General features: G+C 44.6%; 3 protein-coding genes. All 3 read right to left on the reverse strand.

Translation table 11 applies throughout. The features are described from left to right. Positions 1–128: 128 nt before the first annotated feature. The 3 genes from BM090_RS02980 to BM090_RS02990 all read right to left on the reverse strand — a co-directional run bounded on the left by BM090_RS02980 (position 129) and on the right by BM090_RS02990 (position 18,840). Positions 129–10,724, reverse strand: coding sequence for a T9SS type A sorting domain-containing protein (locus BM090_RS02980; protein ID WP_091507064.1), 10,596 nt, complete (start codon positions 10,722–10,724; stop codon positions 129–131). A gap of 284 nt (positions 10,725–11,008) precedes the next feature. After that, positions 11,009–15,451 carry a glutamate synthase large subunit gene (gltB, locus tag BM090_RS02985; protein ID WP_091507068.1) on the reverse strand — a complete coding sequence of 1,481 codons (4,443 nt, stop codon included), beginning with the start codon at positions 15,449–15,451 and terminating at the stop codon, positions 11,009–11,011. A gap of 287 nt (positions 15,452–15,738) precedes the next feature. Then, a complete protein-coding gene (locus tag BM090_RS02990; RefSeq protein WP_091507073.1) occupies positions 15,739–18,840 on the reverse strand; it encodes an efflux RND transporter permease subunit in 3,102 nt (1,033 codons plus the stop codon). Positions 18,841–18,842 lie beyond the last annotated feature (2 nt).

Here is an 18,842-nt window from a genome sequence, read left to right on the forward strand (position 1 = left end):
AACAAATATACAAGGTAATTTGTGATAAAATACAAGTGGGACGTAACAGGTTCAAGGGTTTTGAGATAAAAATAAAAGCTACCCCAAAAAGAGTAGCTTTTATTGTATAAAGTTTATTCAAATGCTAATTATTGGCGCACTACCACCAATTGGCGTGTATAGCGTTGGCCATCAGCAACCAAATTGACAAAGTAAGTACCCGAAGGCAAGGTATCTAGTGTAATTGGTAAGGTACTTAAGCCTTTTTCTTTCTCGTAAGAAGTCTTAAATACTGGCACGCCATTTACGTCGATAATCACCACTTGCACTTTTTCGACAGCCTCCGAGCTAAACGAAACATAAACCTTGTCGGTAGTGGCTACGTTTGGATAAATGCTGAATTTCTCGGCAGCTTTATCGCTCAACACGGCAGTATGCGAATACTCTTGCTTGCCATCAAAATCTACTTCTTTGATGCGGTAGTAAACCACTCCTTCGAGGGCTTGCGGGTCTTGCCAATCGTAAGTATTGATGCTACTTAAGGTCTTGCCTTTGGCCTTCACACGTCCCATGTACAAGAAATCGCGACCGTTATAACTTTTTTCTATTTCAAAATGACTTACATTTTGTTCGTTGGTGGTTTTCCATTCCAAGAACGCAAATTTGTCTTTTTTGATCGCATAGAAAGACAGGAAGTTCAGCGGCAAAATCACGATGTCTGAGTTATCGCGAATGTTAATATTTCCGTCGCCGTCATTGTCTGGCTCGCCAGCCACAGCACCGTAAGCAATACCACCGCTAGTTACATCAAACAAATCAATGAGTCCATCACCATCGGTATCGTGATAAATAGAGCTATCAACATCCAAATAGTTTGGTATGCCGTCGCCGTCTGCATCGTCGAGCCAGTCAGGTGTGCCATCCAAATCGCTGTCAGAGCTTGGGTACATATTCGGGAAGCCATGATTTGCTTCAAAGTCGTAAACTCTTGCTTTGAGGTCGTCGTAAGCATCGCCGTTTTCATTATCGTCAAAACCTTCTACCCTATCCAACGCGGCATCACCGTCTGCATCTGGCGAATGGAAATCCAGCACCCCATCGCCATCAGTATCGAATGGCGCAGTATCCCCATTATCACCGTAAGCACTTGTATTACCATCGGCAGCGTTTACGATACCATCATTGTCGGTATCAGTACCTGTGAGGCGGCCATCGTTGTCGGTATCCAGTGCCGTGAGAGAAGTTTCTTTTACGTCTGTAATACCGTCGTTGTCGGAATCTAAATCGCGATAATCAGGCACACCATCGTTATCTGTATCCAACACATTACTAGCCACATCGCCAAAGCCAGCAGCATTTCCGTCTGTGGCGTTAATAATACCGTCTTGATCTGTGTCCGCGCCATCTACCATGCCGTCATTGTTTGTATCAAAAGCCGCATTGTTGTTTTCGCGTACATCATTGATACCGTCATTGTCCGAGTCAAGGTCTAAATAGTTTGGAACGGCATCGCCGTCGCTATTCAACACCGTCGCATCACTCAAATCTCCGAACGCCGAGCTATTGCCGTCAGCATCGTCAAGGATACCATCGCCGTCAGCGTCCGAACCATCTACAATACCGTCACTGTTTGTATCAATATCAGTAAGTGAAGCCTCTTTTACATCATTGATGCCGTCGTTATCGGAGTCTAGATCTTTGTAGTTTGGCGCACCGTCCGAATCTGTATCTACAATAGCAGGATCTCCGCTATCACCGAAAGCCGCTTCGTTTCCGTCCACAGAGCTACGCAAGCCATCATTATCCGCATCTACGCCATCAGCAATGCCATTGTTATCGGCATCGGCGGCAGTATTTCCGCCTTCCCTTATGTCATTGATACCGTCATTGTCCGAATCCAAATCGCGGAAATCAGGCGTTGAATCGCCGTCTGTATCAGGCTGGGCAGGGTCTGCACTATCGCCAAAACCACTTAAGCCGTCAGCAGCATTGCGCAAGCCATCGCCATCAGAATCAACACCATCTAATATACCATCATTATTGGCATCGTTGGCTGTGAAACCACCTTCACGTACATCTGTAATACCGTCGTTGTCCGAATCCAAATCCACATAATTTGGTCTTGTGTCTCCATCTGTATTGCTCGGAGCAGACGTAGCCAAAGCCACCACGCCATTTACATTGATGGCAGGAATTGCACCCGACCCCACAATACCGTTATTGTCCGAATCTGTTAGGCCAGCTTCGCGTACATCTGTGATACCATCGTTGTCTGAATCCAAATCACGGAAGTTTGGCGTAATATCTCCATCTACATTGCCGCCTACATACGCCGTTGGTACACTACCAACCGTACCCGTAGAACGTACCAATGCCGTCCCGCCCGAAGAACCATCTACAGTATTGAGCCAACCATTATTGTTGATGTCATTGCTGGCAAATGTGCCAGTAAAATCGAATCGGCCATTGTTATCAGCATCTATCCCGAAGGCTTCGGCCACATCAAAAATACCGTCGTTGTCAGAGTCAAGATCAAGGAAATCCGCAATACCATCGCCATCCGTATCTAAAGCACTATTAGTTGGCTTATAAAAACCACCAGCAGGAACACCTGCGGTAAGTTTAGAAGCGGTAGCAACATTAGCCTGAATATTATCAATAATACCGTTATTGTCGGCATCGGCAGCATCTGGATCTAAAGCCGAATAGTCGATTACACCATCGCCATTGGCATCTACGCCACCAGCTTCTACAACGTCAGGAACACCGTCATTATCCGAATCAAGGTCTAACTGGTTTGGTACACCGTCTAGGTCTTTATCAAAATTATCATTTACACCATCGCCGTTAGTATCCACATATCCAGCAAAAGAAGCATCCGCATAATTTGGCAAACCATCAGCATCAGCATCAGCACTTGGATCTGTACCGTTGCCTTCTATGAGGTCAGGAATACCGTCGTTATCGTCGTCGTAATCTGCAATGTTACCGATACCATCATCGTCGGAGTCATTGCTATCGCCATAACCCGCAGGATTTCCGTCCGCAGCACCCACGATGCCATCGCCATCGCTGTCAGAAGTGTTATCCATTTTTCCATCGCCATTCGCATCAAAAATCGTATTGCCAGCTTCTACGATATCTCTCATGCCATCACCGTCCGAATCTAGGTCGCGGTAATTCGGGATACCATCACCGTCCGTGTCGGTTGGTGCTGGATCTGCGGCATCACCAATACTGGAATTGTTGCCATCTACTAAATTGCGAATACCGTCGTTATCTGTATCAACACCATCAACAATAGCATCGCCATTGGCATCAGCCGAAGCATATCCAGCTTCCTCTATGTCGTTGAGACTATCATTATCCGAATCCAAATCCCGATAATCCGCCAAGCCATCGCTGTCCGTATCTGTCGGGATAGCATCAGTAGTTTCACCAAATCCAGATTTAGAATCTACGCCCGCCAAAATACCATCACCGTCCGTGTCTGTACCGTCTATCATCCCATCATTATTGGTGTCAAAAGATTGGTTTAAAGCCTCACGAACATCATTGATACCGTCATTATCCGAATCCAAATCCCAATAATCAGCAGATCCGTCACCATCTGTATTGTGGAGAGCTGGATCATTTTTATCGCCGAAAGCAAGGTCATTATCATCTATATTATCCAAAATACCGTCGCCATCAGAGTCCGAACCATCTACAGTTCCGTCGCCATTGCTATCATTGTTAGTAGAAAATACTTCTCTTACATCATTGATGCCGTCATTATCCGAATCTAGATCTATATAGTTGGCAACACCATCTGAGTCTCTATCCCTCAAAGCGGGGTCAGTACTATCACCAAATGCAGAAGTTGCCCCATCTACGCCATTTCGAATGCCATCACCATCGGTATCAGTACCGTCAACAATGCCATCATTATTGGTATCAAGCGAGATATTTCCATTTTCACGCACATCATTAATTCCGTCATTATCGGAATCCAAATCGCGGAAATTAGCTACACCATCGCCATCAGTATCTTTCAAAACGGGGTCTGAAGCGTCGCCAAAACCAGCTTTAGCATCTGCACCATTCAAAATACCATCGCCATCAGTATCAGTAGAGCCATCTACCAAACCATTGTTGTCAGCATCCAAACTAATCAGCCCATTTTCGCGAATATCATTGATACCATCATCATCCGAATCAAGGTCTAAATAGTCGGCTACTGCATCAAAATCAGTTGCACGCGGGTTAGAAGTAGCCGCAGCCACTTTTCCGTTAGCATCTATGGCAGGCGTTCCTGTTCCAATACGGCCATCATTATCACCGTCGGCATTGCCTGCTTCACGTACATCATTGATACCGTCATTATCCGAATCCAAATCGCGGAAGTTTGGTGTATTGTCCCCATCGTTATTTGCCCCTCTGTTAGAAGTAGAGCCAGTATAAGCGGAAGGCATCGAACCAATCGTACCCGAAGATTTTACAGGTGAAGTACCTCCAATCAGGCCATCTTTTGTATCCATCCAACCATTGCTATTGGCATCATTGGCCGAGAAATAACCTACATAATCCAAAATACCATCATTATTGGCATCAATGCCAGCGGCTTCAGCCACATCCGTAATACCATCATTATCCGAATCTAAATCCAAATAATCAGGAATGGCATCGCCATCCGTATCTAAGGCCGCATTGGCCGTAGCATAGAAACCACCAGCAGCAGTACCCGCAGTAAGTTTGGTTGTGCTTGTACTTGTGGCCTGAATATTATCAATAATACCATTGTTATCGGCATCAGCAGCGTCCGCACTGGCTTCCGCATAATCCAAAATACCGTCGCCATTGGCATCAATACCACCCGCTTCGATTACGTCGGCAATACCGTCGTTGTCCGAATCAAGATCTAAGAAGTTTGGCACACCGTCGCGGTCTTGGTCAAAGTTATCATTGATACCGTCCAAGTTAATATCCGTAAAGCCAGCAAATGAAGGATCAATATAGTTAGGCAAGCCATCTCCGTCGGCATCCGCACTTGGGTCAGTACCTTTTCCTTCGATAATGTCGGTGATACCATCATTGTCCGAATCAAGGTCTGTGGTATTATCAATACCGTCGCCATCGTTGTCGGATTTGTCGCCAAACGAAGCCGTATTTCCGTCCGAAGCACCAACCAACCCGTCGCCATCGCCGTCTGTGAGATTATCAATTCTACCATCATTGTTAGGGTCTAAAGAGCCATTTCCAGCACTGACAATATCTTTAACTCCATCATTATTAGAATCCAAATCGCGGTAATCAGGTACGCCATCACTATCTGTATCCGTTGGCAAAGGGTTGGACGATTCGCCCACCGCAAGACTACTATTGTCCACCGACGAACGAATACCATCGCCATCAGAATCCGAACCATTGGCAATGCCATCACCATCAGGGTCGGCGGCGGCGTTTCCGCCTTCTATCACGTCGTTTACACTGTCGTTGTCCGAATCCAAATCGCGATAATCAGGAATATTATCACCATCCGTGTCCGTAGCGATAGGGTCTGAGTTATCTCCAAAACCTACGAAAGCATCAGCAGAAGACAAAATACCATCACCGTCCGTATCTGAGCCATCAACCATACCGTTGCGGTTAGCGTCTGTAAGATTGGCCTCATCTACGTCATTGATACCGTCATTGTCCGAATCTAGATCCACAAAATCAGGTGCGCTATCCTTATCCGTATTACGTTGTAGTGCATCGGCCAAATCGCCATAAACTGAGTCGTTGCCGTCCACCACATCGCGGATACCGTCGCCGTCCACGTCTGCACCATCTACCAAACCATCGTGGTTGTCGTCTTGCGCAGCATAGCCACCTTCAATAATATCATTGATACCGTCATTGTCCGAATCCAAATCCAAATAATTAGGAACTGCATCGGAATCTCTATTTCTCAAAGAAGCATCAGCCAAATCACCAAAGGCATTGATATTTCCATCTGCGCCATTTTGAATACCATCGCCGTCTGTATCATTGTTATCAATCATACCGTCTTCGTTGGTATCCAGCGAATTAAGGATATTATCAGCAATAATATTTTCTCTCAAATCATTGATCCCGTCATTGTCCGAATCCAAATCGCGGAAGTTCGGGAAGCCATCCAAATCAGTATCAGGAAGTGTAGGGTCTGCACTATCGCCGAAACCTACAAATGTATCTTCTGTATCACGAATACCGTCATTGTCTGTATCTGCACCATCCAAAGTACCGTCGCTGTTCGTATCAGAGAATGAAGTAGCACTTGTTGTACGTTCGCGCACATCATTGATACCGTCATTATCCGAATCCAAATCCAAATAATCGGCAACCAAATCACCATCTGTATTTCGAGGAGAGGCCGTAGCACCCGTTACCACACCATTGGTATTTACCGTAGGCACAGCCCCCGAACCAATCACACCGTTTCCATCTGAATCCGAAAGATTAGCTTCGCGTACATCATTGATACCGTCATTATCCGAATCTAAATCGCGGAAGTTTGGTACATAATCCGCATCTGCATTAGCTCCCAAATATGTACTTGGCGCACTGCCCAACGTACCACTGGAAGTAACAGGCGAAACGCCACCCGCACCACCATCTTTAGACGACAGCCAACCGTTTTGGTTTGCATCATTGGCTACAAATGTCCCCGCATAGTCCTGACGACCATCACCATTGGCATCTGTTCCTTTTGCTTCAATTACATCAAAAATACCATCATTGTCCGCATCGAGGTCGAGGAAGTCGGCCACACCATCACCGTCTGTATCCAGAGCAGCATTGGTATTAGTATAAAAACCACCCGCCGCAGTACCTGCCGTCATTTTAGAGGTATTCGGATTGGTAGCCTGAATATTATCAATGACCCCATTATTATTGGCATCGGCAACGTCTGAGTTTGCTTCCGCAAAATCTACTACACCATCGCCGTTGGCATCAATCCCACCCGCTTCGATTACGTCGGCGATACCGTCATTATCGGAATCCAAATCAAGGTGGTTCGGAATACCGTCCAAATCTTTATCAAATGGGTCGTGTACACCATCGCCATTAGTATCCGTAAAGCCTGGGTAAGTTGGGTCGGCATAATTAACAATACCATCACCGTTCAAGTCTGCACTTGGGTTCACGCCATTGCCTTCTATCAAATTCGGAATACCGTCGTTGTCGGCATCGTAATCCAAGATATTGGCCACACCGTCCATATCATTATCCGACAAATCACCATAGCCCGCCGCGTTTCCGTCAGCTGCCCCAACGATACCATCTTTATCATTATCAATGGTATTATCCATCTTGCCATCCGCATTAGCATCATAAACACCATTGCCAATTTCTACAATATCAAAAATACCATCATTATCCGAATCTAAATCCAAATAATCAGGAATTACATCACCATCTGTATCTATAGGCGCAGGGTCAGAAGCATCAGCCCAAGCCGCCGAGCCATCTACTGCCGACAAAATACCGTCGTTGTCCGCATCAGTGCCATTGACAATACCGTCTTCATTTGTGTCAGTGGCCAACAAACCAGCCTCTTTAATGTCGTTTTCGCTGTCATTATCCGAATCCAAATCGCGGAAATTCGGGTTATCTGCGCCGTCCGTGTTCACCAAATCAGGGTCAGCCGTATCGCCAAGCCCCACAAAACCATCAGCACTACTCAAAATACCATCGCCATCCGCGTCTGTGCCATCCACCAAACCATTGTTATTGGCATCAAGGCTTGCAAAACCGTTTTCACGCACATCATTGATGCCATCATTATCCGAATCTAAATCCAAATAATCAGGCACATTGTCGTTGTCCGTATTCGGTACGCTTTCATTCAAGTCCCCGAAAGCCGTAGGGTTGCCGTCCGCTGAATTGGGAATACCGTCGTTGTCCGTATCTCCGCCATTGGTATCGGCAGAAGTAATGCGGCCATCGTCATTGGTATCCAAATCTGTAATAGAACCTTCGCGTACGTCATTGATGCCGTCGTTGTCCGAATCCAAATCTTTGTAATTGACTACGCCGTCATTGTCCGTATCGATGGGTAAAGTATCGTTTTGGTCTCCAAAAGAAACATCATTGCCATCAGCACCATCCAAAATACCGTCTGCATCAGCATCACCACCATCTACCACTCCATCATTGTTGGCATCAAGGGCAATGTTTCCACTTTCACGAATATCATTAATCCCATCATTATCCGAATCTAAATCCAAAAAATCGGGGCGAGTAAGTCCGTCGGAATTGGCCACCGTATAAATAGGCGTGCCATTATCTACGGCAGTTTCTGCGCCATTATCATAACCATTTACTCCAAAAATTCCGTCCAAAATACCATTGTTATCAGTATCCAAGGTGAATATTTGGGTAGCAGTAAGGCCGCTTTCGCGCAAATCATTGATACCATCATTGTCCGAGTCGAGGTCGTAATGATTCGGGACTCCGTCCAGATCTTGGTCAAAACTATCGTTCAAACCATCGTTATTAATATCTGTACTGGCTGTAATGTTATCATAACAATTCGGGATACCGTCTGAGTCGTCATCAGCACTTGGATTCGTGCCCAAGCCTTCCACTGTATCCAATATACCGTCATTGTCATCGTCGATGTCCAAATTATCAGCAATACCGTCATTGTCATAATCGCCCACCAACAAATTATCCATGTTATTGGTATAGTCACACTCTGCCTGATTGTAATTGTCAATGGTAATCGGCGTAACGGCTCCATCTGTATTGATTACAGCATACAAATTAATAGCACCACCTGGGTAAGTCAGTGTTTTTAAAGCATTAATGTATGCACCAGGAACAAGCGGCGCAGTAGTAGTATAAGTACCCAAGAGCGTACCACCCGAAGAAGGGCTATTATTAAAAAACGAAATGACCGTTCCTGCCGCCAAGTTGATGGCTGCCACGCTATTGTTCGTTATACGGAAATTAATAGTAAGAGTCGTACCAATTCCACTTACCACCCCACTAATAATTTTGACGGTTGCATCTGCCGCAGGATAAATTTGTGTTCCGTCTTTATCGAAAAGCGTAGCTTGTACCAGCGCATTATTCAGCGGCAAACCTGCTGAAAAAGCAATTGCATGGTTTTGTTGCGTTTTGGGAACACTCAAATTATCGTTGATATTGACTACATTATAATTGTACTGATTCCAAACCCTACGCGCAGGAGCCCAAGGGCGTTTGTCGGACTGGAAAGAACGCAATGTACCGCGACTAATGTCTATGGTCTGGCAGGTTACACAAATCTCTGCTGCACCGTCGCCGTCCAAGTCGGCCACTACGGGCATTTCCGCACCTGTCCCCGACCCACACGCAATAGATACTTTAGTAACCGCCGAACTACCACTACCATCCAAGATACGAAGCGTGCTTTCGTCGCGATACACCATTTCATAAACGCCGTCTTGATTAAAATCGAACATCGTAATGCCCGTAAAACCAGAGCCATCGGTAGTAGCTAATTCCCATTTTTTAGATAATGTAGCAGTATTATTAAATTCATAAGCTAGCACTTTTAAGGAACGCGTAAGCCCAATTTCAGGTTTTTTATCATTATCCATATCCCCGATAAAAGGAATACCTGCTTGGCTGGAACGGTTATCTGTCGTAGATGCAATAACGGTTAATGTACGTGGATTCCAGACATAAACCGATTTGTCAGAACCACCCGTAGCTCCTGTAACTACTACCACATCCAACTGATTATCTCCATCCATGTCGGCAGTGGCTGTAAAGCCATCTTTGCAAGTAGCGTCAGGCAAACGCACAGCCGTCATGGTATTGCCAGCCGTTCCCGCAGTATTAGTTATATTCACATTATAGACTACATTACCACACGCCAATTCTATCCCTGCATCTGCCGTCAGATCCGCAGCCGTAGGCGAAGCCATCGCCCCCCAAGCAAAATTACCCATCAAAGCAGTAGAATAAGGGGCTACCGTCGGGGTGGCCAACTTTACGCCTGTGCGTGCATTAAAAATCTCATCATATACATATACTTCAGGAATACCATCACTATTAAAATCAGCAACGCCCAAAGCTGAACCAAATTTTACAGAAGCATGCACGCCAAACTGGCTATCAGACATCCATTTTTGCACCCAAGTATTGGGGGATGTTTCTTCATAACAAACCAAACGACCACGTACCAATGCCGAATTAGGACCATTGTCTATCGCCGCCACAATTATTTCCCCTTTTCCGTCGTCATCTACATCTGCTACTACAATAGGATGCGGAGATACCCACGCCATAGACACAGTGGCAAACGAGGTCTTCAGCGTCCCCGTGCTTCCATTAAATATCTGAATACCAGACGTTCTACGTGGATCTGCCGCTACATAGCCTGTCATATCCATCATAATTACTTCAGGAAGTCCATCGCCGTCCAAATCTGCTACAATAGGTGTATTGTAGGTCGGAACAGTGGTGGAGGTAGCCCATTGCTGCTCCATCGAAAAGGCACTAAAACCTTCTGTATAAAGACAAGCAGGAGTACACCAACCAAAATAATTACTATTGTTACAAGAACAATCTGGATCGTAATAGTCAATAAAATTATCTCCATCATTGTCGATACCGTCGTCACAAACTTCTGTTTGTGCTTGTACCTGCCAAGACGTTAGCAACGCCAAGAAAATGAATGCAACTTTTTTTAACCAACTACCATAAATACTCGTGATTTGTGATAAAGACTGGTACTTTTTTTTCATGTGCTTTTAGAATGAATTAAAACTTTGTTGTAATCTGAGTCCAATAATGCTTGTATAGTCGTTGTAAAATAATGTAAGATTAACCAGAGAGTTTTAATTATTCGGCAAATATACTACTTAACACGATGAAATAACAATATTATTAGGGTTAATTGATAATCAAACCGTTATTTTTTCAAAGCAAGATAAACACTAAGTGCACATCTGATTGGTTATAAAATAATAAAGGTTACACGGGAAAATCACCATGTAACCTTTACAGCAAAAAGCAATTGCTTTTTTTATTAGTTGCCTTCAAATGGATTAATGAGAGGAGATGTTAGGCCTTTGGGCGTAACCAACCAGAAGAAGCGAAGTTCTCCTAAAAAGTTGTCTAACAATGCTTTGGCACGCGGACTTTGCGTATGCTGATAGAATGTTTTGAGCATTTCTTTGAGATAGCGACGTGCCTCCTCTCCGTCCTCAGTATCTATACGTTCGAGCTTTACAAGCTCCATATTCACCCTATCAAAAAACGTAAGATTCGCATCATAAACGAAAGCCGCCCCGCCTGTCATGCCTGCCCCAAAATTATAGCCAGTTTCACCCAAAATCACAACTGTTCCGCCCGTCATGTACTCGCAAGCGTGGTCGCCAGTACCTTCCACCACCGCCAACGCTCCCGAATTGCGCACCGCAAAACGTTCGCCAGCCTTGCCCGCAATGAACACTTGCCCGCCCGTCGCACCATACAAACACGTGTTGCCCGCAATGGCTTTTTCTTTGCGCACATCTTCGGGCACTACCACGATGCGGCCTCCGCTCATGCCTTTGCCCACATAATCGTTGGCGTTGCCTGTGAGCGAAATATTCAAACCTTCTATCAAAAACACGCCCAACGACTGCCCCGCATTTCCTTTCAGGCTAATGTTAATCGTGTTTTTGGGCAAACCTTTATCGCCGTATTTCTCAGCGATTACACCACTAATATACGCCCCAAAACTACGGTTTGTGTTGCTAATGCTATATTCTGTAAATATCTGTTGCTTAGGATTTTGAATCGCTTTCTTTACGTCTTCGTACACGTATTTTTCAAACAAATGCTTGTCGAAAGGCTCGTTGCGCCAATGCTGTTGCGTGTTCGTGCCGTTGAGATTGCTCAACAAAAACGAGAAATCAAACTTGGCGGCTTTCGGGTGATTCACCACCTCCAAAAGCTCTGTGCGGCCTACGATTTCGTCCAAAGATTTATAACCCAATTCCGCCAAAATTTCGCGGACTTCCTGCGCCACTTGTCGCAAATATTGGATAATGCCTTCCGTCGTGCCTTTGAAATGCTCGCGCAAGGTTGTCTCTTGCGTGGCGATGCCCACACTACATTTGTTCAGGTGACAAACGCGCAAAATTTTGCAACCAATCGTAGAAAGTAGCACCGTACCGAATCCAAACGATTCTGCGCCCAAAATGGCCGCTTTCACCACGTCCAAACCTGTTTTGAGGCCGCCATCTACTTGCAACTCTACCATTTTGCGCAAATTATTTGCTTTCAGGGCGTTATGTGCTTCCACAATTCCCAGTTCCCAAGGGTTGCCAGCGTGTTTTATGGACGAGAGTTGCGCCGCACCCGTACCGCCATCGTAGCCCGAAATAATAATTTTGTCGGCGTAGGCTTTGGCCACACCCGCCGCAATCGTCCCGACACCCAACGAAGAAACCAGTTTCACGCTTACGCGTGCTTGCGGATTCACTTGTTTTAGGTCAAAAATCAATTGCGCCAAATCTTCGATAGAATAAATATCGTGATGCGGCGGCGGCGAAATCAGCGTAATGCCCGGTATCGTGTAGCGCAACGAAGCGATAAGCGGCGTTACTTTATTGCCAGGCAACTGCCCGCCTTCGCCAGGTTTTGCGCCTTGCGCCAACTTGATTTGCAACTCTTTCGCGCTGCGCAAATATTCGGGTGTAACGCCAAAACGTCCAGAAGCAATTTGCTTAATGCTGCTGTTGCGCAACGTGCCGTAACGTTTTTTGTCCTCGCCACCCTCGCCCGAATTGGACATACCGCCCAAACGGTTCATGGCTTCGGCAATAGCTTCATGCGCTTCGGGGGAAATAGAACCCAAACTCATGGCCGCCGAATTGAAACGACGCGTAATATTTTCGATTGGCTCAACTTCACTCAGCGGCAAAGGTTGAGGCGTTTTTTTCAAAGACAAAAAGTCGCGAATCATAAACAATTCGCGTTTGTTCACGCGCTGACGAATGGCCTCGTAGTCGGCTGCCGAATGGCTCACCGCAAATTTGCGGATACCCTGCGACACGTCGGGCGAATAGTCGTGATACTCGCCTTTTGGCATAAATTTGTAATAGCTACCCACTTCGAGTGCGTATTGTTTTTGATATTCAACTTTCGGGAAAGTTTTGGTATGATATTCCCAAATTTTTTGTTCTATATCGCTGTACGTCAGGCCGTGCAGAATGGAATTGGCATGTTCAAAACAATCTTCCGTAACGTCTTTACCCAAACCAATAATATCAAACAAATTACTGTGATGATAGCTGTCTATGGCGCAAATGCCCATTTTGGACATAATCTTGAGCAAACCCGCATTCATGGCTTTGTTCACGTTTTTGAGGGCTTCTTTTTTGCGGCGATTCAGCGTACCGTTATACAAATTCGCTTTGCGTTCTACCAAAGAAAGCGTCGAAGCAAAAAGCAAATACGGATACACCGCCGTCGCGCCTAAAGCTATCATCACGGCGCAAGAGTGCGCGTCGTGTACTTCGCCCGAAATCACCATCAAAGACACCAAGCCGCGTATTTTTTGCTTAAACAAAGCCGCGTTCACGTAGCCAATCACCATTGGCATTGGCATAAGTGCTTCATTGGCAGACAAATGACGGTCGTCCAGAATCACCAAACGCACGCCATCGTTTCGCACGGCACTCACAATACTTTCGGCCAAATCATGCAACGAAGCACGCAAATCCCCTGCAAAATTCGTGTAAAAAACACGGTTTTTGTAATGCGGCTGATACTGCGGCATACTGCTATTGCCGAAGCTGGAAATCACGTCCAAACGTTCTTTGGACAAAATCGGGCTGCTCAAACGAATCCCAATCGCATTTTCGGGCGACTCTTTCAGGATATTGCCGCGCTGCCCCAACGTAATGGACGAAGACATAATCAGTTTTTCGCGCAACGGGTCAAGTGGCGGGTTGGTTACCTGCGCAAATCGTTGGCGGAAATAGTCCGTAAAATGACGACGAATATTGCTAAAACAAGCCATTGGCGTATCGTCGCCCATCGAACCCGTTTCTTCTTTTCCTTGCTCGGCCATTGGGCTGATAATGCTCTCCATCACCTCGTTAGTGTAGTTGTGATAGCGTTGCATTCGCACCAAATCGGCATATTGGTAGTCGGTGTGGTCAGCAAAATTTTCTTCCACGTGTTCCACCACATAAATTTGGTGCTTGTTGAGCCATTCTTGATACGGCTGCGAGTTTTTCACGTAGTCCCGAATGTCATCGTTAGAAAGGATTTGGCCGTAGCGTGTGTCTAAGGCGATCATTTCACCGCCGTTGAGTTTACCTTGTTTCAAGATTTTTTCTTCTGGAATATCCAAAACACCCAACTCACTGGCAATAAGCATTCTATCATCCGAAGTAATCACGTATTTGGCAGGGCGAAGGCCGTTTCTGTCCATTACCGTCGCCAAATAACGCCCGTCGGTGATGTTTACCGCCGCAGGGCCGTCCCAAGCCTCAAAGTTGGTACTTTTGTATTCGTAAAAAGCGCGAATATCGGCATCGTTTTTGGGCAAATTTTGCCAAGCTGGCGGGAACATACAGCGCACAGCCTTGAAAAAGTCCACACCATTTTCCAACAAAAACTCAAACATATTGTCCACCGAGCCGCTGTCGCTGGTGCGTGTGTCCAGAATCGGCAAAATATTTTGCATTTCCTCTTGGCTAAACACATCACTTTCAACACTTTCCGTACTTACTTGCATAATGTAACGGTTGGCTTCAATGGAATTTATCTCGCCATTGTGCGCCAACATTCTGAACGGCTGCGCCAAAGCCCATTTGGGCAAAGTATTGGTAGAAAATCGCTGGTGAAACATCACGAAACCCGTTTCGAAAGTCCTTTCTTGCAAATCCAAATAAAAAGTTTCGAGTTTGTCGGGCATCACCAAACCCTTATAACTGATTACTTTATCCGAAAAAGAAGCCACATAAAAGCGGTCGTCTTGGGAAAATGTATGTTCGATGTGCTTGCGCACCAAGTACAGCACCGACGCAAAACGGCGTGCCGCCATCAGCGAATTGGGCACAATAAACGCCTGCGTAATGAGTGGCAAATCGGCCAAAGCCTGTTCGCCCAACACGTCCGTATTGAGGGGTACAGGTCTGTAAAACAATAGTTTAAGATCGTATTCGGCGCAAATATTGCTTACTATATCCTTTTGCGACTCATCGGAAAAGAAAAGCATAGCTACCGCAAATTTTTCGGGTAAATCGTAGCCATAATCTTTGGCGATTTGCTGCATAAAAGCCCTTGGCATCGAAAACAAAAAGCCACAACCGTCGCCGCTCTTACCGTCGGCAGCTATCGCGCCACGGTGTACCATGCGACTCAGTGCCGTGATGGCATCATCTGTAATTCCGCGAGAAGGTTTGTTATAAATATTGGCAATAAAGCCGCAACCGCAACTGTCTTTAAAGTCGTAAAATAACTTGCTCATTTGTCCATAGGTGTTAGAAGTCCCAACAGATATACAATGTTTAGCTGAAATTTACGATTATTTCCCAACAAAAACAGCATTACGTTACGATTTTACTAAAAAGAAAAAGACATCTCACTCTATTTGAATTTTTCTAATAGATAAAAGCTACAAAAATTAAACGTCAAAAATCGCAGGAAGAATAACGTTTAATTAGGATCGCTAAAAAGATTTTCAAAAAAAAGACTGACTTAAAAAGCCAGTCCTTTTAGAATTTAGTAAAAATATTAACTCTACTACTGTGTTTTTTATTCGTCAATGCTTACGTGTTTCGTGCGATAGAACACCCAATAAATAATCGGGAAAACAAGCAAAGTAAGTACGGTGGCCGTCGCCAAACCGCCTATAATTACGATAGCCAAAGGCTTTTGAGATTCTGAACCAATGCCCGTGCTAATAGCGGCAGGAAGCAAGCCAATCGAGGCCATGAGTGCGGTCATTACCACGGGTCGCGTACGTGCTTTGATGGCTTCTTTGATGGCCAATTCCAGTTTCATGCGGTCGCGGGTATTTTTATGAAATTCCGAAATCAAGATTACGCCATTCTGAATACAAATCCCGAACAAGGCAATAAAGCCCACGCCTCCCGAAATACCGAAGTTCATGCCCGTAACGTGCAGCGCAATGATGCCGCCCACAATCGCAAAAGGCACATTGGCCAACACCAATAGCGAATCTTTGGCATTACCGAACATGATGAACAGCAACACAAAAATTCCAATCAAACTAATAGGTACCATTTGCGCCAAACGGCCAGTGGCACGCACCTGATTTTCAAACTCGCCCGTCCAGCCAATCGTGCAGCCTGTCGGCAATTTGATATTTTTGAACACTTTAGCTTGCGCTTCAGCAATCGTGCTTCCCAAATCGCGGTCGCGTACCGAGAATTTCACGCCAATAAAACGTTTGGTATTGTCGCGATAAATAAAAGCTGGCCCCGTGATTCGCCGAATCGTTGAGATGGATTTTAGTGGAATTTTCGCGCCCTGAATCGTCGGTACTTTCAGGTTTGCAATGTCATTTTCATCTTTTCTATACTCTTTTTCATAGCGCACGCGCACATCAAATTTACGTTCGCCTTCATATTTTTGCGTGGCGGTTTTGCCCCCAAAAGCCATTTCCAAAACGGCCTGCGCATCCGAAACATTCACGCCGTAAGCCGCCATTTTCTCGCGGTCAAGCAGTACACTTATTTCGGGTTGTCCCACGTTGCGCAAAATGCCCACATCCTTGATGCCCTCAATGCCCTGAATTTGCTTAATTACTTGCGTGGCCAACTCATCCAATTGATTGAGGTCATCACCATAAATTTTGATAGCATTAGAGGCTTTAATCCCTGCGGCAGCTTCCGCCACATTGTCCATGATTGGCTGCGAATAATTATAGACAATTCCCTGATAATTAGCGAGATTACTATCAATTTCACGAATAATATCATCTACTGTTTTGCCTCCCCATTGGTCTTTGGACTTCAAATCCACTTGAAATTGCAGAAAGTTAAACCCGTTCGGATCTGTACCATCATTAGAACGCCCTTCTTGAAACAAAACACTATTGACTTCTTTGGTTTTTCGGATTTCAGTCGAAATAATTTTAGCCCATTGTACCGATGGTTCTTGTCCATAACTAATTGGAAGTTCGGCAGTTACCCACAAAGCTCCTTCATTTAATTGTGGCAAAAATTCCGTTCCCAAAAATTTGGCAGAAAAGCAAATAATGGCAATAAATACACTAGAAGCAATTAACGTTATTTTCTTATGTGCAAACGTCCAATTAAAGCCTTTTTCTACAATGCTATTCCAGAAATTAACGAATTTATTATCCTTTTCTCTTACGTTTTTATCTAAGAAAATATGACAAAGTACAGGCACTAAAGTAAGCGTAAATATCAAAGCTCCCAGCAACGCAAAACCGAGTGTATAAGCCAGCGGCGAAAACATTTTTCCTTCTACTTTTTGGAAAGAAAAAATAGGCAATAATGCTGTAATAATAATGAGTTTTGAAAAGAAAATAGCCTTGCCTAATTCCGAACCAGTTCGTTTAATTATGCTACCAATCGCCAATTTATTATAATTGTCCATGCCACGCTTGTGCGCAATATGGTCAAGTGCCACAAAAATTCCTTCCACCATTACCACCGCACCATCTATAATAATTCCGAAATCTACCGCACCCAAAGAAAGTAAATTCGCACTCATTCCTTTGAGTTTTAGACACAAAAAAGCAAATAATAATGCCAATGGAATAATAATAGAAACTGTAATTGTAGTGCGCCAGTCAGCCATAAAAAGAAACACAATTACCGTAACGAAAATGATGCCTTCTAACATATTATGCATTACAGTAGATGTGGTATATTCCATCAAATTATCACGATCATAAAACGTTTCCATTTTGACATCTTTTGGCAAAATTTCAGTATTCAATTCTTCTATTTTTGCCTTTACACGTGCCAAGACTTCTTGTGGATTTTCATCCTTTCGCATCACTACAATGCCTTCTACCACATCATCATTATCATTTAATCCAGTTTGGCCAACACGTGGATAAGAACTTTCCTTTACATCAGCTACATTTTTTACCAAAATTGGATTTTCTCCCGCTTCATCTACAATAATATTTTCAATATCTTGTATGGATTTAATTAAACCCACGCCACGCACTACATAAGCCTGTGAATTTTTCTCAATAATATCGCCCCCGACGTTGATATTACTCTGATTTACGGCCTGAAAAACTTGCAAAGGCGTGATATTATATTTCGATAAACGATTAGGATCCACGCTCACATCGTAGGTCTTGGTTTGTCCGCCAAAAGCCACAATATCCGCCACGCCCGAAACGGCACGTAATTGCCTGTCTATCATCCAATTTTGAATGGTTAGCAAGTCGCGCGTATCGCGGTCTTTACTCTTGAGTGTATAGCGAAAAATCTCGCCAGTTGGGCCGTAAGGTGGTTGCACATCAGGCTCTACACCATCTGGCAAAGACACATTTCGGAGCTGATTATTTACCTGTTGCCGCGCAAAAAAATCACCAATACCATCTTCAAAAATGATCTTAATTACGGACAATCCAAACATAGTAACACTTCGAACACTTGTCTTTTTTTGGACAGGATTCATCGCAATTTCGATGGGGGTCGTTACAAAACGTTCTATCTCTTCTGCACTACGTCCATTCCATTCTGCTACAATAATTATTTGCGTATTGGTAACATCAGGAAACGCCTCAATTGGCATATTTTTGAACGCAAAAAATCCAGAAATAACTAAGATAGCAACCCAGAAAAAAGTAAAGCCTTTATGTTTGAGCGAAAAGGCTATAATATTTTTGATTATTTTATTCATTA

The sequence above is a fragment of the Flexibacter flexilis DSM 6793 genome (assembly GCF_900112255.1).
Lineage (GTDB): Bacteria > Bacteroidota > Bacteroidia > Cytophagales > Flexibacteraceae > Flexibacter > Flexibacter flexilis.

Coding starts and splice junctions, on each gene's coding strand:
- gltB (WP_091507068.1), bottom strand. CDS start 15,451: ATGAGCAAGTTATTTTACGACTTTAAAGACAGTTGCGGTTGCGGCTTT.
- BM090_RS02980 (WP_091507064.1), bottom strand. CDS start 10,724: ATGAAAAAAAAGTACCAGTCTTTATCACAAATCACGAGTATTTATGGT.
- BM090_RS02990 (WP_091507073.1), bottom strand. CDS start 18,840: ATGAATAAAATAATCAAAAATATTATAGCCTTTTCGCTCAAACATAAA.